The sequence below is a fragment of the Methylobacterium sp. J-092 genome (assembly GCF_022829325.1).
In the GTDB taxonomy this organism is placed as follows: Bacteria; Pseudomonadota; Alphaproteobacteria; order Rhizobiales; family Beijerinckiaceae; genus Methylobacterium.
On sequence record NZ_JAKSXU010000040.1, the window covers coordinates 33,301 to 54,401 of the forward strand.

22 protein-coding genes are annotated in these 21,101 nt (G+C 73.2%); 13 read left to right on the forward strand and 9 right to left on the reverse strand.

The genetic code is table 11. The features are described from left to right. Positions 1-200: 200 nt before the first annotated feature. The gene (locus MKK60_RS02140) at positions 201-2,090 is read left to right on the forward strand and encodes a hypothetical protein (RefSeq protein WP_243983697.1); all 1,890 of its coding nucleotides are present in this window, start codon (positions 201-203) and stop codon (positions 2,088-2,090) included. A 26-nt stretch (positions 2,091-2,116) separates the two neighbouring features. On the opposite strand, the gene MKK60_RS02145 is transcribed toward MKK60_RS02140, so the two are convergent. From MKK60_RS02145 to MKK60_RS02155, 3 genes are read right to left on the reverse strand one after another with little or no spacing between them, the layout of a single operon-like run. Next, on the reverse strand, positions 2,117-2,881 hold the full coding sequence (locus MKK60_RS02145) for an ABC transporter ATP-binding protein (RefSeq protein ID WP_243932126.1): 765 nt from the start codon (positions 2,879-2,881) through the stop codon (positions 2,117-2,119). Between the two features lies 1 nt (position 2,882). Then, the gene (locus MKK60_RS02150) at positions 2,883-3,593 is read right to left on the reverse strand and encodes an ABC transporter permease (protein ID WP_147727945.1); all 711 of its coding nucleotides are present in this window, start codon (positions 3,591-3,593) and stop codon (positions 2,883-2,885) included. A 50-nt stretch (positions 3,594-3,643) separates the two neighbouring features. Next, a complete protein-coding gene (locus MKK60_RS02155; RefSeq protein WP_243983699.1) occupies positions 3,644-4,624 on the reverse strand; it encodes an ABC transporter substrate-binding protein in 981 nt (326 codons plus the stop codon). Between the two features lie 196 nt (positions 4,625-4,820). Between MKK60_RS02155 and MKK60_RS02160 the strand changes: the two genes are divergently transcribed. Together MKK60_RS02160 and MKK60_RS02165 are read left to right on the forward strand one after the other, a co-directional pair. Beyond that, on the forward strand, positions 4,821-5,198 hold the full coding sequence (locus tag MKK60_RS02160; RefSeq protein WP_147842313.1) for a 4a-hydroxytetrahydrobiopterin dehydratase: 378 nt from the start codon (positions 4,821-4,823) through the stop codon (positions 5,196-5,198). Between the two features lie 119 nt (positions 5,199-5,317). Next, the gene (locus MKK60_RS02165) at positions 5,318-5,569 is read left to right on the forward strand and encodes an RAG2 PHD domain containing protein (RefSeq protein WP_243983701.1); all 252 of its coding nucleotides are present in this window, start codon (positions 5,318-5,320) and stop codon (positions 5,567-5,569) included. A gap of 12 nt (positions 5,570-5,581) precedes the next feature. Here MKK60_RS02165 and MKK60_RS02170 read toward each other — a convergent pair whose 3' ends face one another. The 3 genes from MKK60_RS02170 to MKK60_RS02180 all read right to left on the reverse strand — a co-directional run bounded on the left by MKK60_RS02170 (position 5,582) and on the right by MKK60_RS02180 (position 7,363). Further along, a complete protein-coding gene (locus MKK60_RS02170; RefSeq protein ID WP_243983703.1) occupies positions 5,582-5,803 on the reverse strand; it encodes a hypothetical protein in 222 nt (73 codons plus the stop codon). A gap of 109 nt (positions 5,804-5,912) precedes the next feature. Beyond that, positions 5,913-6,758 (reverse strand): metallophosphoesterase, encoded by an 846-nt coding sequence (locus MKK60_RS02175; RefSeq protein WP_243983705.1) that lies wholly within the window; start codon positions 6,756-6,758, stop codon positions 5,913-5,915. Then, on the reverse strand, positions 6,755-7,363 hold the full coding sequence (locus tag MKK60_RS02180; RefSeq protein ID WP_243983707.1) for a cation transporter: 609 nt from the start codon (positions 7,361-7,363) through the stop codon (positions 6,755-6,757). The genes MKK60_RS02175 and MKK60_RS02180 overlap by 4 nt, the downstream gene beginning before the upstream one ends. A gap of 163 nt (positions 7,364-7,526) precedes the next feature. On the opposite strand from MKK60_RS02180, the gene croR reads away from it, so the two are divergent. The 9 genes from croR to MKK60_RS02225 all read left to right on the forward strand — a co-directional run bounded on the left by croR (position 7,527) and on the right by MKK60_RS02225 (position 16,882). Next, positions 7,527-8,003, forward strand: a complete 477-nt coding sequence (croR, locus tag MKK60_RS02185; protein ID WP_147727936.1) for a 3-hydroxybutyryl-CoA dehydratase — start codon at positions 7,527-7,529, stop codon at positions 8,001-8,003. 31 nt (positions 8,004-8,034) lie between these two features. Beyond that, entirely contained in the window at positions 8,035-8,892 is an 858-nt protein-coding gene (locus MKK60_RS02190) for a TrmH family RNA methyltransferase (protein ID WP_409567351.1), read from the forward strand. 85 nt (positions 8,893-8,977) lie between these two features. After that, positions 8,978-10,555, forward strand: coding sequence for a phytoene desaturase family protein (locus MKK60_RS02195; RefSeq protein ID WP_243983709.1), 1,578 nt, complete (start codon positions 8,978-8,980; stop codon positions 10,553-10,555). Positions 10,556-10,656: 101 nt separating this feature from the next. Next, positions 10,657-11,034: a DUF2141 domain-containing protein gene (locus MKK60_RS02200; protein WP_147729201.1), complete on the forward strand. Its 378-nt coding sequence runs from the start codon at positions 10,657-10,659 to the stop codon at positions 11,032-11,034. Between the two features lie 8 nt (positions 11,035-11,042). Next, positions 11,043-12,008, forward strand: coding sequence for an ABC transporter ATP-binding protein (locus MKK60_RS02205; protein WP_243983711.1), 966 nt, complete (start codon positions 11,043-11,045; stop codon positions 12,006-12,008). Next, positions 12,005-13,204 (forward strand): ABC transporter permease, encoded by a 1,200-nt coding sequence (locus tag MKK60_RS02210; RefSeq protein WP_243983713.1) that lies wholly within the window; start codon positions 12,005-12,007, stop codon positions 13,202-13,204. Before MKK60_RS02205 ends, MKK60_RS02210 begins: the two co-directional genes overlap by 4 nt. Positions 13,205-13,313: 109 nt before the next feature. Continuing rightward, on the forward strand, positions 13,314-14,840 hold the full coding sequence (locus tag MKK60_RS02215) for a phytoene desaturase family protein (RefSeq protein WP_243983715.1): 1,527 nt from the start codon (positions 13,314-13,316) through the stop codon (positions 14,838-14,840). Positions 14,841-14,966: 126 nt separating this feature from the next. Beyond that, entirely contained in the window at positions 14,967-15,737 is a 771-nt protein-coding gene (locus tag MKK60_RS02220; RefSeq protein WP_147858456.1) for a lysophospholipid acyltransferase family protein, read from the forward strand. Beyond that, positions 15,737-16,882: a glycosyltransferase family A protein gene (locus tag MKK60_RS02225; RefSeq protein WP_243983716.1), complete on the forward strand. Its 1,146-nt coding sequence runs from the start codon at positions 15,737-15,739 to the stop codon at positions 16,880-16,882. The genes MKK60_RS02220 and MKK60_RS02225 overlap by 1 nt, the downstream gene beginning before the upstream one ends. Here MKK60_RS02225 and cutA read toward each other — a convergent pair. After that, positions 16,861-17,193, reverse strand: coding sequence for a divalent-cation tolerance protein CutA (cutA, locus tag MKK60_RS02230; protein ID WP_147726304.1), 333 nt, complete (start codon positions 17,191-17,193; stop codon positions 16,861-16,863). The two genes, MKK60_RS02225 and cutA, sit on opposite strands and share 22 nt — an antisense overlap. A gap of 104 nt (positions 17,194-17,297) precedes the next feature. On the opposite strand from cutA, the gene MKK60_RS02235 reads away from it, so the two are divergent. Next, a complete protein-coding gene (locus tag MKK60_RS02235; RefSeq protein WP_147726303.1) occupies positions 17,298-18,065 on the forward strand; it encodes an NAD kinase in 768 nt (255 codons plus the stop codon). 10 nt (positions 18,066-18,075) lie between these two features. Here MKK60_RS02235 and MKK60_RS02240 read toward each other — a convergent pair whose 3' ends face one another. Both MKK60_RS02240 and MKK60_RS02245 read right to left on the reverse strand, forming a co-directional pair. Next, positions 18,076-20,787, reverse strand: a complete 2,712-nt coding sequence (locus MKK60_RS02240) for a hybrid sensor histidine kinase/response regulator (RefSeq protein ID WP_243983718.1) — start codon at positions 20,785-20,787, stop codon at positions 18,076-18,078. Positions 20,788-20,831: 44 nt separating this feature from the next. Further along, the coding region (locus tag MKK60_RS02245; RefSeq protein WP_243983720.1) for an HD-GYP domain-containing protein at positions 20,832-21,101 on the reverse strand (270 nt) is incomplete at its 5' end.

The window sequence follows — 21,101 nt, forward strand, 5'->3', positions numbered from 1 at the left end:
CTTTCGAGGGGCGCGGCGCTGTCCCGTGCGGCCCCGAGGGTGGTGTCGGGGCTGGTTGCGGTCGCCGGCATCGTGGTGCCGGAACGACAGGCGCCGACAAGCGTGAGTCGCGACGTGGCGCACCGATTGCCTCGCGCGGCGAAATGCGGGACGACAGCGCCGTCTCCTCGGATAGAACATTCGTCAGCGGTCCGCACACGATGATCAGTCACCGAACGGTCCGCGCCAGCCTGATCCGGGCGGCCCGCCTCTGCCTCTGTGCCGGTCTCGTCCTCGGCGTCGGGACGACGGGCCGGCCTGCGGCGGCGCAGGAGGCGGCCTCGGCGGTCCAGGACGTCGTGCTGGTCGACGTCGCGTTGCCGCTCGGCGACACGGTGTTCAAGGCGGCGCGGATCACGGTCAGCGGCACGCGTCTCTCGCGCGACGAGCTGACGGCGATCCTCAAGGCGGATTCGCCCGAGCCCTGGGCGCCCCGCCTCGCACGCCTGGAGGCGGCGAGCATCTCGATCCCGGTCCTCGTCTCCGAACATCCCGGCCCGGGCGGATCGCTGCAGACCGTGACCTATCGCGAGGTCGCGGCGCGCGACGTGCGCGCCGGCCGCATCGCCGAGCTGACCATGGCCGGCGCCGGGGTCTCCGTCACCGGCGCGCACCCGGGGTCGGGCACCTACGGCCGCATCGTCGCCAGCGATCTCGACCTCGCCGCGCTCGTCCGGCTCTCGTCGGAATCCGGCGACGGCAAGGGGCCGGTCCAGCGGATCTACGCCGCGATCCAGGCCTCGGACGTGACCTACACGGAAGCCTCGGGCGTCACGATTCGGATCGCCGGGCTCGAGGGCCGCGATTTCGGCGGACGCCAGGTCCCCGGCGGCTGGAACGGCGCGATGGCCGGGCTCGCCCGCGGGCTCGAGGCCGTCGCCCCGGAGATGACGGCGGCCGAGCGCGGCAAGCTCGCGGGAACCGCCGCTGACCTGGCCGACGCCGTCGCGTTCGGCAGCCTCGAGCTGCGCGGCCTCGCCATCAGCCGGACCGGCGCCGGCGAGCCGATGCTGGTCGAGGTCGGGCGCCTGGCTCACGGCGGCACCGGCGCCGAGAGCGGCACGACCCTGGAGGCGATCGCGTTCGCGCAGGGCGGCCTCAAGGCCCGGCTCGCGCGTGTGGCGCTCACCGGCGTCTCCCTCGCCCCGACCATCGCGACCCTGCGCCGCCTCGCCAACCCGGACACCGCCGTCACCGACGAGGAGCTGCGCCGCCTCACCCCCGCGGTCGGCGGCCTGGCGCTGCAGGACCTGAGCCTCGACATGCCGGGCGCCCCGGCCCCGGTCGGCAAGGAGCCCGGCCGGACCGCATCCAGGCCTCCGGCCACCGCCAAGTCCGGCGATCCCCTCGCCACGCCCGCCGCCCCCGGTGCGGCACCGGTCCACCTCGCCCTGCGCAGCGGCGCCCTGACCTTCGGGCCGCTGCGCGACGGGGTGCCGACCGCGAGCCGCCTCGATCTTTCGGGCCTGACGTTCCCCGCGGCAATGGTCGCCGGCATGCCGGTGCTCGGCGCCCTGCCGGATTACGGCTATGCCGATCTCGATCTCAACCTCGTGGTCGATTCCGCCTGGGACGAGGCCAAGCGCGAGGTCGCGGTGCGCGAGATGACGCTGTCGGGCCGCGATATCGGCTCGCTGCGGCTCGCCGGGACGATCGGCGGCCTCGGGCCGGAGCTGTTCGCCTCGCACATCCCGGCGGCGAGCCTGCTGATGCTGACGGCGACCGCCAAGGCCCTCGACCTGACGATCCAGAATACCGGCCTGTTCGAGCGCTTCCTCGCGGCCCAGGCGAAGGCCCTCAGCCTGAAGCCGGAGGAGCTGCGCCAGGAATACGTGGCCGCGACCCAGTTCGGCGTGCCGGCGATGCTCGGGAACTCGCCCGCCGCCCGGGCGATCGGCGCGGCGCTGGGCCAGTTCGTGACGAAGCCCGGCCGCCTGACGATGACCGCGAAGGCAAAGAACGCCGCCGGCCTCGGCTTCGCCGATTTCGGCCTGGCCCGCACGCCGGGTGCGGTGCTCGACAAGCTCGACGTCGACGCCAAGGTGGAGTGAGGCCGGCCCTTCCGCTCGAAGGAACGCTATTCCGCGATGACGCCGGGGAAGCGCTGCGCCAAGTCCTGTCGCGTCGCATCCGCCCAGGCGCGGTCCCGCTGCGGCCGCGGCCGGTCGAGCGGGATGGTGGCGACGAGGCTCGCCGGGCGCGGGGAGAGCAGCAGCAGCCGGTCGGCGACGGCGATCGCCTCGGCGACGTTGTGGGTCACCATCAGCACGCTCATGCCGAGCCGGTCGACGGTGTCGACCACGAGGCCGCGCAGCGAGGCGGCGGCCGCGTCGTCGAGCGACACGAACGGCTCGTCGAGCACCAGGAGCCGCGGGTCGTTGGCGAGCGCGCGGGCCAGCGCCACGCGGCGCTGCATCCCCAGCGACAGCGCGCCCGGATAGCGGCCGCGCCAGGGGGCGAGCCCGAGATGCGCGAACAGCCCGTCGAGGTCGCGCCCGCGCTGCGGCCGCGGCATCGCGAGGCGCACGTTCTGCTCCACCGTCCGCCACGGCAGCAGGCGCGGCTCCTGGAAGACCATGCCCGGCCCGGTCTCCGAGGCGCGCGGATCCGGCACGATGGAGCCGTCGTAATCGGCGTCGAGCCCGAGCAGGATCCGCAGCGTCGTGGTCTTGCCGGCCCCCGAGGGCCCGATCAGGCAGGCGATCTCGCCCGGCCGGATCGCGAAGGCGAGGTCGCGCACCGCCTCCACCGGCTCGGCCGAGGCCGGATGGTAGACCTTTCGCGCGATCGCGACCCTGAGGACCGCGTCGGAACCCGACATCTCGTCGACGGCGGCGGACATCTTATCGCCAGCGGCGGACATGCGCTTCGAGCCGCTGCAGGAGGAGGATGTCGATGGCGATCATCACGCTCATGAACACGATGCTGTAGCCGAGGATCGCGGCGACGTCGGTGCTCTGGACGAAGTAGTAGTTGATCGCGAAGCCGACGCCGTTGGGGCGGCCGAGCAGCTCGATCACCAGCACGATCTTCCAGGCCAGCGACAGGCCGGAGCGCGCCGCGGCCACCACGTAGGGCTGCAGCTGGGGCACCAGCACGTGGGCGACCCAGGAGCGCCGGTCGAACCGGTAGGTCCGCGCCATCTCCTCAAGGCCCGGGTCGAGGTCGCGCGCGCCCTCCCGCAGGATGACCGCGACGTTGGGCAGCTTGTTCAGCACCACGGCCAGGATCGCGGCCGACTCGTTCAAGCCGACCCAGACGTAGGCCAGCACCGTGATCACCAGGGCGGGCGTGTTCAGCATCGCCAGCAGCGGCGTGTCGAGCAGGGTGTTCAGGCGCTTCGAGCGGCCGAGCGCGACGCCGAGCAGCACGCCGAGCACCATCGCGAGCACGAACGAGACGCCGACCCGCGCCAGCGTGATCCCGACATTGGTCCACAGGTCGCCGCGCGCCGATTCCCGGCCGATGAAGGCCGCCACGGTGAGCGGCGTCGGCAGCATCCGCGAGCCCGCGGCTTGTGCCGCAGCCTGCCACGCGGCGAGCAGCACCAGCATCGAGCCGAGACGGGTGAGGATGGCGCGGCGGTTCGAGGCGCTTGCGCGGATCAACCGGTCTTCCCGTCGTAGTACAGGCCCGGCGGCAGGCCGGTGCCGGTGCCGACGAGGCGTTCGCCCCCGAGCCGCGACATCACCGAGAACAGCCGCTCGCCGTCGCTGCGCTCCTCAGCCAGCGGGCGGCGCGGGATGCCGGCAAGGTATTCCCGCTTCAGGGCCTCGAAGATGGCGTCGTCGTCGGCGGCCATCAGCGGGCGCACGATCTCCCAGGCGGAGGGGTCGGCCGCGAGCATGTCCTTGGCCGCGCGCACCGCGCGCACGAACCCGGCCATCGCCTCGGGCTTCTCGGCGACGGTCTGCGCCTCGAACAGGTATCCGATCAGCGCGAACGCGCCCTTCGCGCCGAGCGCGCGCATCATGTCGTCGGCGCCGATCAGCCGGCGGAAGCCCTTGGCCTCGAGGCGTGCGCAGTAGGTCCAGTAGGTGAGCGCGGCATCGAGCGACCCCTGCTCGAGCTTCAAAGCGATCAGGGGCGGTGCGCCGTAGGCGATCTCGGCCTTGGCCTCGATGTCGAAGCCGGCCGCATCCTGCGCCTGGGCCTTGAGCAGCAGCCAGTTCTTGTCGAGCGGCCCGCCGCCGACGCCGAGGCGCTTGCCTTCGAGATCCTTGAGGGTCTTCACCGGGCTCGCGGCGGGCACCATCACGGCGCCCTCGGAGGTCGAGGCCGGCACGTAGCGCATCGCCCGGCCCTCGTTGCCGAGGCGGGCCGCCCAGAGCAGGTCCCCGACGATCACGTCGACCTGGCCGCCCATGAACGCGATCCGTGCCGCGTCGTTGCCGGCGAGCTTGACGAGGTCGAGGGTGAAGCCGTTGGCGGCGTCGAGACCGCGCGCCTTGATCACCGCGGCTTCCCACGCGACCGTGCCGAACGGCAGGCTGCCGAGGCGCACGCTCGGGGCCGCCAGCGCCGGATGCGACAGCACCGGCAGGCCGGCGAGCGCGGCGGCGAGCAATCCGCGCCGTGACAGCATGGCGCCTTCTCCCTGGAGGTCTTGCCGGCCGGTTCGGCCTTGGGCCCGCCCCGGCCGGAGCGGTGAGGCTCCGACGCCGAGGGTGCCGTTGCCGAAAGGTCATAGGGCGCAGCACGCGGCCCGTCCACAACCGCCTTGCGCGGGAGCGGTGGCCGGGGCAGGCTCGAAGGGGACAACCGACATCGGAAGAGAGATCATGGCCGAGCCACGCGAAGGCGCCCTGGACGACGAGACCATCGCCGCTCGGATCGCCGCCGAGATCCCGGCCTGGCGCTACGAGGACGGGTGGATTCGCCGCACCTACAAGACCGCGAGCTGGAAGAGCACGCTGATGGTGATCAACACCGTCGGCCACCTCGCCGAGGCCGCGTGGCACCACCCCGACCTGACCGCTTCCTACGCCTGGGTCGAAGTGCGGCTGATGAACCATGCCGCTAAGGGCATCACCGACAAGGACTTCGCGCTGGCGCGCAAGATCGAGGAGGTCGTCTCCTGGCAGCCGGGCCTCGAGGGCCAGGGCCTGGAAGGGACGCCGACGGACGCACGCTTCGCCTACGTCAAGTACGAGAAGTAGGCCGATCCTCACGACACGCTCATGGCATCGCGCGGCGGTGACGCTCGATTCCTTACGTGGGCGGCTCGATCTTGGCGGTGCGGTTCCGGCAAGGGGCCGCGCCAGCCCCGCGTGAGACCATGCCGAACCTTCGATCCGCCCTCGCCGCCGTCGCCGGCCGCCCGCCCGCCATCCCGGATGCGCCCGCCCTCAGCTTCACCATCGGGCAGGATGCCGGCGGCTGCTGGGTCGCGCTGGAGAGCCACGGGATCGCCGGCGGCCTGTTCCTCAACCGCGACGACGCGCTCCATTACGCCGGGGGCGAGATCCGGAACGGGCGCGGCGAGATCCGCTTCGCCACCGGCCCCATCGCCTTCAAGGCCGGATGCTGAGGCGCCCCGCGGTCACTGCGGGCTCTTCACCCGGCGGCACTCGGTCTTGAGGTAGGAGGTCTTGCCGATCTCGTCGCGCAGGTCCGTGCGGGCGATGATCTCCTGCCAGCCGTTGGTGCAGCCGAGCTCGTTCGCGACGCGGACCTTGCGCACCTCCAGGGCCTGGTCGTCGGTGCAGGCTTCCTGCGCGATCGCGTTGGCGCAGACGAGGACGACGGCGAGGAAGGTGTTCACGGCAAGGGCTCTCCCGCGGGAAGGACGTGGCAGCCCTACGCACGAGCCGTGCACGAGGTTTCGCGCCGGGCGGCGCGGGGGCGTCGCCTTGCGTCGACCGGGCCGAGCTTCACGCCACGGCGACGACGCGGTCGGCCGCGTAGGTCGCGCCCTCGACCGGGTTCGCCACCCATCGGCAGCGCCCGATCGCCATGTCGTGCCCGGCATGGAAATGGCCGGACACCCACAGGACGGGCCGCGCGGCGTCGTCGAGCTCGTCGAGCACCGTGGTCGCGTAGAAGGCCGGCACCCACCACGGCACCCCCGGCGCATCGCGGAAGGCGTCGGCCGCACGCGGGCTCGGGGGATGGTGCGTCACCGCCACCGTCGGCCCGTCGAACGGCTGCGCCAGGGCCGCCAGCAGCCGGCGGCGCTCGGAGGCGTGGGCCGCCATCGCGTCGGCGGGAAGCCAGGCGGTGCCGTCGGCCTTGCGGATCGAGCCGCGGTACTCTCGCGAACCGGTGATCGGGTCGGTCATCCGCTCGGCCGCGTAGCTCACCGGGTCGGCCGGCCGGTCGGGCGCGTCCGCCGCGAGCCAGCGCCCGGCCAGGGACCAGTCGCTCCACAGGGTCGCGCCGACGAAGCGGACCTCATCGAGGACGCACGTGGCGCCGTGCTGCAGCAGGTGGATCCGGGCACCGGCGCCATTCAGGCGCTCGACCTCCCCTGCCAGTGCGGCGAGGAGCTCGGGGGCGGTTCGCGCGTCGCCGGTCGGCGCATAGTGCTCGTGGTTGCCCGGCACGAGCACCACCGGTCGGCCGCCGGCCAGCGCCAGCACGGCGGCGAGCCCGCGCTCGGGGTGGCCCTCGTACAGATCGCCGGCGCAGACCATCACGTCGAACGCCCCGCTCGGTGCGGCGATGAGATCGAGGCGGCGGCGCTCGAGATGGAGGTCGGAGATCGGGAAGATCCTCACGGGGGCGGTCCTGCTTCCTGGGCGGCGCGGCGCTCGGCGAAGGCCGCGCGAAGGATGTCGCCGGCCGAGTCCGCGTTGAGGATGGCGATCCCGGCCGCGGCGATCAGGTCGGGCCAGGCCGAGGGCTGCAGCGCGGTGGCGAGCCCGGCCGCGATGATCGCTAGGTTGGCGTAGGCGTCGTTGCGGGCCGACAGCCAGGCCGCCCGCGTCAGGCTGCCGGCGCCGTCGCGATGGCGCGACAGCATCAGGGCGCAGGTCAGGTTGACGGCGAGCGCGCCGAGGCCGGTGAGCGTCAACGGAAGCGGCGCCGGCGCGCTCAGGTCCGAAAACTTCTCGTAGGCCGCGTAGGCGGTCGCGAGCGCCGGCACCATCAGGATGCCGGCCATCAGCGTGCCGAGGCGGGCGCGGTTGACCGCGCTCCAGCCGAGGCCGGCGAAGATGAGCAGGTTGATCGCCGCGTCCTCGAGGAAGTCGAGGCTGTCGGCGATCAACGCCACCGAGCCGATCGCCAGGGCGACCGCGATCTCGATGCCGAAGTAGCCAAGGTTCAGCCCCGCGACGCGCGCGACGACGGGGCGGAGCGGGGGGGAGGCGGTGGAGTCCACGCGGGCGACGGTGTCCGTTGACGGGCCGGGCCGCCTCTTCGCCCACCGCGCGCGGGCTGTCGACCCGGCCTCGGCGTTTCGCCCGGCTGGATTCGGCGCCCGACCTGTGCGAGGCGGGGCCGCGGCCGGACCGAATCCGTGCGGCCGGAACGAGGAGTCTCAGATGTTGCCCGAATTGCGCGTTCTCTACTTCGAGGACCTCGAAGTCGGGCTCTCGGAGACCCTGTCGAAGACGATCGCCTCCTCCGACGTGATCGGCTTCGCCGAGATCACCGGCGACCGCAACCCGATCCACCTGTCCGAGCACTTCGCGGCGCGCACGCCCTTCGGCACCCGCATCGCCCACGGCCTCTACACCGCCGGGCTGATCTCGGCGGTGCTCGGCACCCGCCTCCCCGGCCCCGGCGCGGTCTACATCAGCCAGACCCTGAACTTCCGCGCGCCCGTGCGCATCGGCGACACCGTCGACGTGACCGTCGAGGTGGCCGAGCTCGTGCCCGAGCGGCGCCGCGCCCGCCTCAAGTGCACCTGCTCGGTGGCCGGCGAGGTCGTGCTCGACGGCGAGGCCCTGGTGAAGGTGCCGACCAAGGCCGAGGCCGACCCGCTGGCGATCCGCATGGGCGGCCGCCCGCCGGCGTGAGCGGAGCCGGACCCTAAGGGCCGCCGACCGCATGTGCGCCGACGCGCGGTCCGTGCACCCGATCCCGATCACCGATCCGGCCGATCCGCGCCTCGCCCCCTATGCGGCGATGCGCGAGCGCGACCTCGTCGGGCGGGCCGGTCGCTTCATCGTCGAAGGCGAGGTCACGCTGCGGCTGATGCTGTCGCCGCAGGCCCGCTTCCGCACCGAATCGATCCTGTTGCTGCCCGAGCGCGTCGCCGGCCTCGCGGCCGCGATCGAGGCCGGCCCCGGCACGCCGCCGGTCTTCGTCGCCGACCGCGCGGTGATGAGCGCGGTGGCCGGGTTCCCGATCCATCGCGGCGTGCTCGCCGTCGGCATCCGCGGCGACGGCGCGCGTGCGGACGCGGTCGTCCCGCCGGCGCCCGCCCCGGCGCTGGTCGTCGGCCTGGCCGGCTTGACCAACCACGACAACGTCGGCGGCCTGTTCCGCAACGCCGCGGCCTTCGGTGCCGACGCGGTGCTGCTCGACGCCGGCACCTGCGATCCGCTCTACCGCAAGGCGATCCGCGTCTCGGCCGGCGCCGCCCTGACCGTGCCCTTCGCGCGCTTGGATCCCGGCGCCGACTGGCTCGCGACCGCTTGCGCCCTCGCCCTCGAGCCGCTGGCGCTCAGCCCGTCCGGGCGAGAGGACGTCGCCGACCTGACGGCGCCGACCCGCACGCTGCTGCTGCTCGGCACGGAAGGCCCCGGGTTGCCGGCCGACGTGCTGGCGCGGATGCGCGGCCTGCGCATCGCGATGGCGGCGGGCTTCGACTCGCTCAACGTCGCCACCGCCGGCGCGATCGCCCTGCATCGCCTCTCCGGCGGGGGCCGCGATGCGCGCGACAATGCGCACCCATTGCCTTGACCCCGCGGCGAGCTAGCTTGACAGCAGGCGGACCGGGCGGGAGCCGGTCGTCCGCCGGGTGGTTCTGGTCTGGGAGTCGGGCGCGTTGCTTCAGTCACGGGAGGGCCTGCGGACATTGTCCGGGCGCCGGGTCGTCGTCGTCGGTGCCGGGCCGGGCGGCCTCGCCACGGCCCTGCTGCTGGCGCGCGCCGGCCTTCAGGTCACGCTGATCGAGAAGGACCAGCAGGTCGGCGGCCGCACCAAGACGGTCGAGGCCCCCGGCGGCTACAAGTTCGACATCGGCCCGACCTTCTTCCTCTATCCACAGATCCTGGCCGACATCTTCGACAGTTGCGGCGAGCGGCTGGAGGATCACGTCAAGCTCGAGCGGCTCGATCCGCAGTACCACCTCGTGTTCGAGGCCGGCGGCGAGATCCGCGCCACCGGCGACATGGACCGCCTCGAAGCCGAGATCGCCCGCATCGCGCCCGACGACGCCAAGAACGTCAAGCAATTCTTCGCCGACAACCGGGTCAAGCTGAAGTTCTTCAAGCCGGTGCTGGAGCAGGCGTTCCACACCCTCCGCAGCATGGCGAGCCCGGGGATGCTGCGGGCGCTGCCCCACCTGCATCCCGGCCGCAGCGTCGACCGCGACCTGCAGCGCTACTTCAAGGATCCGCGGGTCCGCCTCGCCTTCGCGTTCCAGACCAAGTACCTCGGCATGTCGCCGTTCCGCTGCCCGAGCCTGTTCACGATCCTGTCGTTCCTCGAATACGAGCACGGGGTCTACCACCCGGTCGGCGGGTGCGGCGCGATCTCGGAGGCGATGGCCGGCCTCTGCCGACGCATGGGCGTCGACATCCGGCTCGGGACCTCGGTCGAGCGCGTCACCTTCGACGGCAAGCGCGCCGACGGCGTGATCGTGGACGGAGAGCGGATCGCCGCGGACGCGGTGGTGATCAATGGCGACTTCGCGCAGGTGATCCAGGATCTCGTCCCCGAAGTGCACCGCCCGCGCTGGCGCGACCGGAAGATCGAGAAGGCGCGCCTCTCGTGCTCGACCTTCATGATGTACCTCGGCATCGAGGGTAAGATGCCCGAGACCCTCGGGCACCACACCATCCTCCTGGCCGAGGACTACGCGCGCAACATCCGCGAGATCACCGACGGCATCCTGCCGATGCAGCCCTCGGTCTACGTGCAGCATGCCGGCTACACCGACGGCGGCATGGCGCCCCCCGGCCATACCGCCCTCTACGTCCTCGTGCCGGTGCCGAACCTGAAGGCGGGGATCGACTGGTCCGCCACCCGCGCGACCTATCGGGCCCTGGTGCTGGACCGCCTGAAGCTCCTCGGTCTCGGCGACATCGAGAGCCGCATCCGCTTCGAGCGGATCGTCGACCCTGTCGAGTGGCGGGACGAGTTCGCGGTCTACGAGGGCGCCACCTTCAACCTCGCCCACGACCTGATGCAGATGCTGTACTTCCGCCCGCACAACCGCTTCGGGCCGGGGCTCTACCTCGTCGGCGGCGGCACGCATCCGGGCTCGGGCCTGCCGGTGATCTACGAGGGCGCGCGCATCTCCGCCCGCCTGCTCATCGAGGAGCTGGCCGGCGCCCGCGTCGCCGAGACTTCCGGCGTGCCCGAGACCGCGGCGCTCGCCACCGGCGGCGAGACCTCGTGAGCGTCGCTGGGCCCCGCACGCTTCGTACGCCGACTCCCACTCCGCATTCCGGCCGCGCCCCGAGGCGCCTCGCGCTCGCCGCGGCGGCCGTCGTCGTCGCCCTGCCGGCGGCGGCGGCCACCGTCGAGGTGGTGGTGGATGGGGCCGACCCCGGCACCTCCGTGTCCGTCGCCCTGTGCCAGGGCGGCCTGTCCGAGGAGGCCTGCAGCCTCGGGCAGGAGCTGACCGCGCGCGGCGGGACGGTGAACGTCGTGTTCCGCGACGTTCCGGCCGGCCGCTACGCCGTCGCGGCGTTCGAGGACGTCAACGGCAACCGCAAGCTCGACCGGACCGGCCTCGGCCTGCCGATCGAGCCCTACGGCTTCTCCGGCGGCGTCGGTCTCAAGGCCCGCCCGACCTTCGCGCAGGCCGCCTTCGACCTGCGCGAACCCGGGACCGCGCTGCGGGTCGGCCTCGCCCGCGCCCTGCCCCGACGCTGAGGCGCCGCGTGACGGATCCTCTCGTCCGCGTCGCGGGCGCCGCCCTCGCTTATCGCGATCGACGCGTGCTCGACGCGGTCGATCTCGTCCTCGGCGCGGGCGAGATCCTGGCGCTGCTCGGGCCGAACGGCCCCGGCAAGACCTCGCTGATGCGCCTGATCGCGGGGCGCCTCGCGCCGCAGGCCGGAACGGTGCGGGTCGGCGGCCAGGATCCGTTCCGAGTGCGCGCAGCGCGGCGGGCGATCGGCTGGGTGCCGCAGGAGATCGCGCTCTACCCGCGCCTCACCGTCGCCGAGAATCTCGGGGTGTTCGCGCAGCTCGCCGGCATCGGGCGGCGTGAGCGCGCCATGGCCGTGGCGGAGGCCATGGCGCTCACCGACATCGCCGAGGCGGCCGGGCGCCCGGTCGGGCTGCTCTCGGGCGGCTACCAGCGGCGGGTCAACATCGCGGCGAGCCTGATGTGCCGGCCGGCCCTGGTGCTGCTCGACGAGCCGACGCAAGGGGTGGATCTCGTCGCCCGCGCCGCGATCCACGCCGTGCTCGGGCGCCTGCGCGAAGAGGGCACCGCCATCCTGATCGCCACCCACGACTTCGCCGAAGCCGAGCGCCTCGCCGACCGTGCCGCCTTCATGGCCGGTGGCCGCATCGTCCGCGAAGGTACGCTCGCGGACATGCTGGCCGAGCTTCGTGCCGGCATTCCCGAGCGCGAGGTCGCCCTCAGCCTGCCGGCCGGCCCCGCCGCCGACGAGGCCCTGCGCCGCGCCGGGTTCGCGCCCTCGCACACCCCCCTGGTCTGGCGCGCCGCCCCCGGCCTCGCCCGCCCGCTCGACGGCGCGGACCTGCTCGACGCGCTGCGGGCGCAGGCGGTGCCGGCCTACGAGGTCCGCGTGCGCGCGCCCGGCCTCGAGGCGCTCTACCTCGACGCCCTCGACGGCGGCCCCGCGGGCCTGCGCCTGGCCGAGGCCGCGCGATGATCGGCGCCGCCTTCCGCGTGATGTGGATCAGCCTGATCCGCGACCGCGCCGCCCTGACGATGGCCTTCGTGCTGCCGACCGTCATCTTCGTGATCTTCGCCGCGATCTTCTCGGGCGCGATCGGCGACCGCATCCGCATCCATCTGGGGCTCGCCGACCTCGCCGGCACCCCCACCACCGAGCGCCTGATGAAGGCCCTGGAGGCCGACCCGTCGCTGCGCGTGACGCGCCTGCCCGAGCGCGACTTGGCCGGAATCGTCGCCGCGGTGCGCCGCGGCGACGTCGACGTGGCGCTGGTGATCCGCAGCGACCTCGCGGCACCGGCGGCCGGTGCGGCGTCCGAGCAGCCGGTGGTGCTGGTCGAGAGCCCGGCCAAGGCGCTCGCCACCCCGATCGCCCTCGGCCAGCTCCAGCGGGTGCTGAACGAGGCGCTGCCCGACGTGGTGCTGTCGCGGGTCGTCGCCGATGTCGAGCGCAGCGGCAAGATCGGCGCCGACGAGCGCGCCTTCCTCGACGAGGCCTTCGCCGAGCAGCGCGCGAAGAAGGAGCCGTTCAGCTTCGCCTCGCTGGTCGAGCGGCGCAGCACCGCGGAAGGCGCCGCCAACGAGCGGGTGCGCTACTATGCCGGTGCGATCACCGCGGTGTTCCTGCTGTTCGCCGCGATGCAGGGGGCGATGTCGCTCACCGAGGAACGCGCCACCGGCCTCGCCGACCGGCTGATGGCGGGGCCCGGCGGCCTGGGCGTCATCGTGCTGGGCAAGTTCGCCTTCCTCACCGTGCAGGGCGTCGCCCAGGCCGGGCTGATCTTCGCGGCCGCGGCCCTGCTCTACGGCGTCGAGATCGGCCCGCACTGGCCGGCCTTCCTCGTCACCTGCGCGCTGGTCTCGGCGATGGCGGCCGGGCTCGCGCTCGCCGCCTGCGCCGCCGCCGCGACCCGCCAGCAGGCGCACCTCGCCTCGACCTTCGGCGTGCTGCTGCTCTCGGCGGTCGGCGGCAGCATGGTGCCGCGCTTCCTGATGCCGCCCTGGCTGCAGCAGGCGGGCTGGTTCACGCCGAACGCCTGGGCGATCGAGGCCTACCAGGGCGCCCTCGGCGACGGCGCCGCCGCGGCTTTGGCTGCCTGGGGCGTGCTGTCGGCGATCGGGCTGGCCGGGCTCGGGGCCGCCTTGATGCTCGTTTCGCGGCGGACGGCATGACGATGGTGGACCCGGCGCGACCCGGTGGCGCGTTGACCGCCGATCGGTTCTGCCTAGCTTCAATCGAGGGGACGCCGTCGTCGCGGGCGTGCCGGGAGTATCGAACGCCATGAGCCAGGATTCCACGGTCGCCGTCGTCGGCAGCGGGCTCGGCGGCTTGGCCGCCGCCTGCGTGAGCGCGGCGCGCGGACACCGGGTCACGGTCTACGACAAGAACGACTGGCTCGGCGGAAAGGCCGCGGTGCTGCACGAGGGCGGCTTCCGGTTCGACATGGGGCCGACGATCCTCACCGTGCCGCGCGTGCTGGAGCGCATCTTCGCCGAGGCGGGCCGCAACCTGCACGACTATCTCGACCTGCGCCGGCTCGATCCGCAGTGGCGCTGCTTCTTCGACGACGGCACCCGCATCGACCTGATGCAGGACGTCGCCCGCATGGCCGCCGACATGGATCGCTTCGCGCCGGGCGCCGGGAGCGGCGAGGGCTACAGGAAGTTCTTGGAGGTTTCCGAGAACCTGCACCAGATCTCGGAAAAATTCTTCTTCTGGAAGCCGGTGGAGGACCTGTTCGACACGATAAACGTCCGCGCGAACCTCAACCCCGGGACCCTGCGCGACGTGCTCGCGCTGCGGATGCACGCCTCGGTGGCGAGCACGATCCGCGGCAAGGTGAAGGATGCGCGCCTGGCGCAGATGCTCGACCACTTCGTGCAGTATGTCGGCTCCTCGCCCTACGGCGCGCCGGCGGTGCTCTGCGCCATCGCGCACATGCAGACGGCGGAGGGGGTCTGGTACCCGATGGGCGGCACACGGGCCGTCGCCGAGGCGCTGGCCAAGCTCGCGACCGAGCTCGGCGCGACGCTGAAGCCGGGCGAGGAGGTGTTGGGCCTCGACGTCTCGGCCGGCGCGGTGAAGGGCGTGCGGACCAAGTCCGGCACCACCGCCTACGACGCGGTGATCTCGAACATGGATTCGGTGCGGACCTATAAGGAACTGGTCGGCGGCGACGCCGGCAAGGCCTACGCGAAGAAGAACCCCGAGCCGGCCTGCTCCGGCGTGGTGCTCTACCTCGGCCTGAACAAGCGCTACGAGCACCTGAACCACCACGACTTCGTCTTCTCCAAGGACCCCAAGGAGGAGTTCGACTGGATCTACCGCAAGGGCGAGCCGGCCCCGGACCCGACCGCCTACCTCGCGGCGCCCTCCTCCACCGATCCGTCGGTGGCGCCGGAGGGCGGCGAGGCGCTCTACGTCCTCGTCCACACGCCGTACCTGCGCCCGCACCACGACTGGAAGACGATGTTCCCGGCCTACCGGCAGGTGATCCTCGACAAGCTCAAGCGCACGGCCGGCATGCCGGACCTCGAGGAGCGCATCGTCGTCGAGCGCCACCTCACGCCGCAGGACATCCATGAGCGCTACCATGTGCTCAACGGCGCGATCTACGGGCTGGCCTCCCACGGCAAGGTCATGGGCGCGTTCAAGCCGGGCAACCGCTCGCGGCAGGTGCGCAACCTCTACCTCGCCGGCGGCGCCGCCCATCCCGGGCCGGGCATGCCGATGGTGATGATGTCGGGCTGGATCGCCGCCGACGCGCACGACACCGACGCCCGCGGGCAGCTACGCGAATCCGCGTGACCGGCGAAGCGGCACCCGGCATCCTGCCGCCCGGTCCGGTCCGGGATTGAACCCATGGCCGATGCGCCCGATCGCAGCCGCCGGTTCCGGGCGCCGCCGCCGGCCTCGCCGGTGGTGTGGCGGTTCATGGTCGCCTACTTCGATCGCTTCCTCCGGCGGCGGATGAACGCCCTGCGCCTCGCGCGCTGGGGGGCGGCGCCGGAGCTCGGCCCGGGGCCGGTGGTGGTCTACTGCAACCATCCGGCCTGGTGGGATGCGGCGGTGATCATCCTGCTCGCCGGGCGCCTGTTTCCCGAGCGGTCGAGCTACGCGCCGTTCGACGCGCGGATGCTGGAACGCTACGGTGTCTTCCGCCGGATGGGCGCGTTCGGCGTCGACCTCGACACGCCGCGCGGCGCGGCGCAGTTCATGGCGGCCTCGCGCGAGATCCTGGCCCGGCCCGCGAGCGTGCTCTGGATCACCGCCCAGGGGCGCTTCGCCGACGTGCGCAGCCGGCCGCTTGCCCTGCGCGCCGGCGTCGCCCGGCTCGCCGAGATCGCGCCCGACGCGCAGTTCGTGCCGCTGGCGCTCGAATACGCGTTCTGGGACGAGAGCGGCGCCGAGGCCTGCGCGGCCTTCGGCCAACCCGTGTCCGGGCGGACCCTGGGCGATTTGCCCCGCGGCGAGCGCCTCGCGCGGCTGGAGGCCGACCTCACCGCCGTCCTCGATCGCCTGAGCGCCGACGTGATCGCCCGCGATCCGGCGCGGTTCCACGACCTCGCCGCGGGGCGCCAGGGCGTCGGCGGCCTGTACGACGGCTGGCGGCGGATGGCGGCGGCCCTGCGCGGGCGGCGCTTCGAGGCCGGCCACCGGGCCGCGGCCGGGCGGGAGACCCGGGCCGAGGAAGCGCAGCGCTGATGGTCGACCTCGTGCTGCCCGCCCTCGCGATCCTGGCGCTCGCGGCCGCGCTCCTGCCGGCCGTCCTCGCCGCGATGAACCTGACGCTGCTGCGCACGCCCGAGCCGGACGGGCCGGAGGCGGGCCTCGTCTCGATCCTCATCCCGGCGCGCAACGAGGCCGCCCATATCGCGGCGACCGTTCGGGCGGCGCTCGCCGGCGTCGGCGTCGCCGTCGAGGTGCTGGTCGGCGACGACCACTCGACCGACGCCACCGCCGAGATCGTCGCGGGCATCGCCGCCGGCGAGCCGCGCCTTCGCCTCGTGCCTGTGCCGCCGCTGCCGGAGGGCTGGACCGGCAAGAACCACGCCTGCGCCCACCTCGCCGGCGAGGCACGCGGCGCGAACCTGCTCTTCGTCGACGCCGACGTGCGGCTCAAGCCGTTCGCGGCGGCCGGCCTTGTCGCCCATGCCCGCCGCACCGGATCGGGCCTCGTCAGCGCGGTGCCGCGGCAGGTGATGGGCACGCTCGGCGAGAAGCTCACCGTGCCAATGATCAACTTCCTGCTCGTCGGCTACCTGCCGGTGGCGATGATGCGCGCCTCGATGCGCCCGGCTTTGGGCGCGGCCTGCGGGCAGCTTTTGCTGATCGGGTGCGACGCCTACGCGGCGATCGGCGGCCACGGCGCCATCCGCCGCTTCCTGCACGACGGGGTGAAGCTGCCCCGGCTGCTGCGCGCGGCCGGACACCGCACCGACCTCGTCGCCGGGCACGCGCTTGCCGATTGCCGGATGTATACGGGATTCTCGCAGTGCTGGGCCGGGTTTTCGAAGAACGCCCACGAGGGCATGGCGACCCCGGTGGCGCTGCCGGTCTGGACCGCCCTGCTCGGCCTCGGCCACGTCCTCCCGCCCGTGCTGGTGCTGGCCGGCCTCTTCGGCGGCCTCGACGCCGCGACCTGGTTCCTGGCGCTCGCGGCGCTCGCCGTCTCGCTGGCGACCCGCACGGCGATCACCCTGGTGACCGACGAGCCGGCCGCGACCATCCCGCTCCACCCCGCGGCGGTCGTGGTCGCGCTGGCGATCCAGTGGAACGTGCTGCTGCGCCGCAAGCGCGCCGGCGCCGCCGTCTGGAAGGGCCGCAGCTATCCGACCGGCGGCGCCTGAGTCTCCGAGAGGATCCACGCCGCCGTCTCCGCATCCGCCTCGGCGACCGCGAGGTGCAGGACGATCGGCGTCTCGTAGGGATGGCGCGCCTTCAGGGCCGCGGCGAGGGTGTCCGACAGGCCCGTGCGTGTCTTCACGATCGCGACGACCTCGCTGCCGTGCTCGATCGCGCCCTTCCAGGCGTAGACCGAGCGCATCCCGGGCAGCACGTTGACGCAGGCGGCGAGCTTGTCCCGCACCAGCGTCTCGCCGACGGCGAGCGCCGTCTCGGCATCGGGGAACGTGGTATAGACGAGGAGCGGACGCTCCATGCTATGGCTCTCTGAACGACTGGGCGCACGCACGAAGCATGGTGCACGCGCACGATTGAGCCCCGCTCCGGCTCCGCGTCAACTCAGGTGGGTCCGGGTCACGCATGCCGCGCTTCCACAAGGTCGCCTTCGTCGCGAGCCCGACGCCCGACGCCCGCGAGGCGGCCGCCGCCCTGATGCGGCGCTACGACCACGTCGCGCCCGAGGAGGCCGACGTGGTGGTCGCCCTCGGCGGCGACGGCCTGATGCTGCAGGTGCTCCACCGCTTCATGGACGCGAAGAAGCCGATCTACGGCATGAACCGCGGCACCGTCGGCTTCCTGATGAACGAGTTCCGCGAGGACACCCTCCTGGAGCGCCTGGAGGCCGCGCATCGCAGCGTCGTCCACCCGCTGCTGATGGAGGCGCACGACACCGAGGGGCGCAGCCACCGCGCCCGCTCGATCAACGAGGTCTACCTGCTGCGCCAGACCCACCAGACCGCCAAGCTCAAGATCTCGGTCGACGGGCAGGTGCGGCTGCCCGAGCTGATCGCCGACGGGGTGCTCGCCGCCACCGCGGCCGGCTCCACCGCCTACAACCTGTCGGTCGGGGGCCCGATCCTGCCGCTCAACGCCAAGCTCCTGGCGCTGACGCCGATCTCGGCGTTCCGGCCCCGGCGCTGGCGCGGCGCGCTGCTGCCGGACCACGCCCACATCCGGATCGAGGTGCTCGACGCCGAGCACAGGCCCGTCGCGGCGGTGGCCGACCACACCGAGTTCCGCCGGGTGTCGATGGTCGACACCTGGCTCGACCGGGAGACCGATCTCGTGCTGCTGCACGACCCCGGCCACAGCCTCGACGAGCGCATCCTGCGCGAGCAGTTCGGCTGAAGGCGCTCGCCTACGCAGCGAGATCCCTGCGCGCCCCGTAAGCGGCGAGCGCGCACAAAGTCTCCGCGAACGCCGCGCGGATCTCCGCCATCTGCCCCGCATCGGGGATGGTGCCCGAACTCCGAGCCCCGCCCTCGACCGCGGCGAGCAACCCGACCAGCCGCGTCGCGCCGATGTTCGCGCTCATCGACTTCAGGCCGTGGGCGGCGCTGGCGACGGTGCCGGCTTCGCCTCCGGGGATCGCGGCTTCCAGCGCGGTCAGCGCCGCCGGCGCCTGCCCGGTGTAGAGGCCGAGCACGCGCGCCAGGAAGGCGCCGTCGCCCATCTCGGCGAGGCCTTCGAGGGTTTCGCTGTCGAGGAGCCCGGGGGCGGAAGGCTGGTCCGAGCCTGCTTCGTCGAAGGCGTCCACCCGGGACGCAAGCGTGTCCGCGCCGGGCGCGTCGGCCACGACGAAGCGGCCGAGCACCTGCGCGAGCTGGGCCAGGGTGAAGGGTTTTGCCAGCGTCCCGTCCATGTCGGCGTCCTGCCACGCGAGCGCGCCGTCGCCGATCACGTGCGCGGTCATCGCGACGATCGGCAGGCGGGCGGCGCCGGTCTCGGCCTCGCGGCGGCGGATCGCGCGCGTCGCTTCGAACCCGTCGAGGACCGGCATGCTGCCGTCCATCAGGACCAGATCGAAATGGGCGGCCGCGCTCGCGGCCATCGCCTGCGCGCCGTCCCCGACGGTGATCACGTCCGTCACGCCGCAGCGCGCCAGCGCCTCGATCGCGACCTCCAGGTTCACGGCGCTGTCGTCGGCGACGAGCACGCGGGCCTGAGGGAAGCGCGGCAGGGCGTCGGCGGAGGTAGTGGAACGCGGCGCGTTCGCGGCGAACGGGCGGTCGGCGGCGAGCGCTGCCAGCACCGGCCGCCACTCTGCCTGCACCACGGGCCAGCGCAAGACCTCGTCGGCGAGCCCGGCGCGGAGCGCCTGCTGACCGGCCGGATCGCCCATCGGCGCCACCGCGACCACCCGCAGGGCCGCGTCCGGGCGGCGCCCCTGCGCGAGCAGCTCGGCCGCATCCATGATCCAGGGTGCGCGATCCGGCGCGGTGTCCGCAAGCGGGGCGAGGTCCGCCTCGACGAGGCCCGCCGCCAGCGCCACGCGTGTCGCACCGCCGAGGCCGGCGAGCACGACGCCCTTCGGCGCCTCGGCCGACCGGCGGATCGTCTCGGCCGTCTCCGGCGCTTCGATCGGGATCCGCGCCCAGAAGGTCGAGCCCTCGCCGACGCGGCTCTCGAGGCCGACGCCGCCGCCCATCGCCGCGATCAGGCGCTCCGCGATCGAGAGGCCGAGGCCGGTGCCGCCGAAGCGGCGCGTGGTCGATTGGTCGGCCTGGGTGAAGGCGGTGAACACCCCGGCGATCTTGTCCTGCGGAATGCCGATGCCGGTGTCGACGACGGCGATCTCCAGCATCCGCCCGCCGTCGCAGGTCCTCAAGCGGACGAGGACGTGGCCCGCTTCCGTGAACTTGAGGGCGTTGGAGACGAAGTTGCTGACGACCTGGCCGAGGCGCACCGGGTCGCCAACCATGCCGGCGGGCACGTCCGCGCCGATCTCGGCCGCGAGGTCGAGCCCGGCCGTGCGGGCGCGCTCGCCGAACAGCGTGACGACCGAGTCGGCGATCTCGGCCGGGCTGATCGCGGTGCGCTCCAATTCGAGCTTGCCGGCCTCCACCTTCGCGAAGTCGAGGATGTCGTTGATGATCGCCAGCAGCGATTGTCCCGAGCGCGCGATCACCTCGGCGTAGCGGCGCTGGCGCGGCGGCAGGTCGGTGGCGGCCAGGAGCTCGGCCATCACCAGCATGCCGTTCATCGGCGTGCGGATCTCGTGGCTCATGGTGGCGAGGAAGGTGGATTTCGCGGCGTTGGCGGCGTCCGCCTGCTCCCGCGCCTCGCTGAGATCGTGGGTCCGCACGCGGACCTCCTCCTCCAGCCCGGTGCTGTAGGCGGCGAGCTGCCGGTCGCGGACGTTCACCGCGCCGAGCAGGTCGTTGAAGGTCTGGGCCAGGGCCCCGACCTCGTCGTCGGTGGTGACGTCGGCCCGTCGGCTGTAGTCGTGGCGCGAGCGCACCGCGTCCATGGTGCCGGCGAGCGCGGTCAGCGGCCGCGTCACGGCGCGCTGAAGCCTGAGCGAGACCGCGAGGCCGACGGCCACCGCGACGAGGCCGGCGAGCAGCGCGTTGAGCGCGACGCCGCCGAGGCGGTCGGCGAGGTCGCCGGTCTCGGCCACCACCACGACCCGGCCGATCTCGCGCTGGTTCTCCAGCACCGGCTCGCCGACCTTGAGGGTCCGGGTGAGGAGCAGAGCGAGGAGCGACGGCTGCTCGGCGGCGTCGAGGTCGAGGTCGTTCGACAGCCTGAGCCCGATGCCCTGCTCGCCGAGGATGCTGCCGTCCGGGCGAATCAGCGCGGCGTAGACCAGCGAGGGGTTGCGCGCGATCGCCCGAAGGGTGGTGTCGGCCGCATCCGCGTCGTCGCTCGCGATGGCGCCGGCGCCGCTCTGCGCGAGCACGCGCGCGACCGTGCGCAGGGCCTCGCGCTTGTCGGCGGCGTAGCGGTCGACCTCGCGCCAGACCGAGAGCGTGGTCGCGACGAGGAGCGCCACCGCGACGGCGCCGACGACCGCCCAGGCGACCCGGCCCGCCAGGGACCGCCGCGGGTCCAGTGCCTTCCAACGCATCGTGCCCCGGCCTTCCTTCGAACGTCGCATCCGATCGCGTCGGCTCACGCGGCTGCGCGCAGCCATTGCCGCTCGACCTCGCCCCAGCCGGCCAGGAACGCCGCGACGCAGGCCGGGTCGAAGTGCGAGCCTGCGTTGTCGGACAGGAGCGCCCGCGCCTTCTCGAGCGACCAAGCCTCCTTGTACGGCCGCTCCGAGACCAGGGCGTCGAACACGTCGGCCACGGCGACGATGCGGCCCGACAGCGGGATCGCCTCGCCGGCCAGGCCCGCCGGATACCCGGTGCCGTCCCAGCGCTCGTGGTGGCTCGCGGC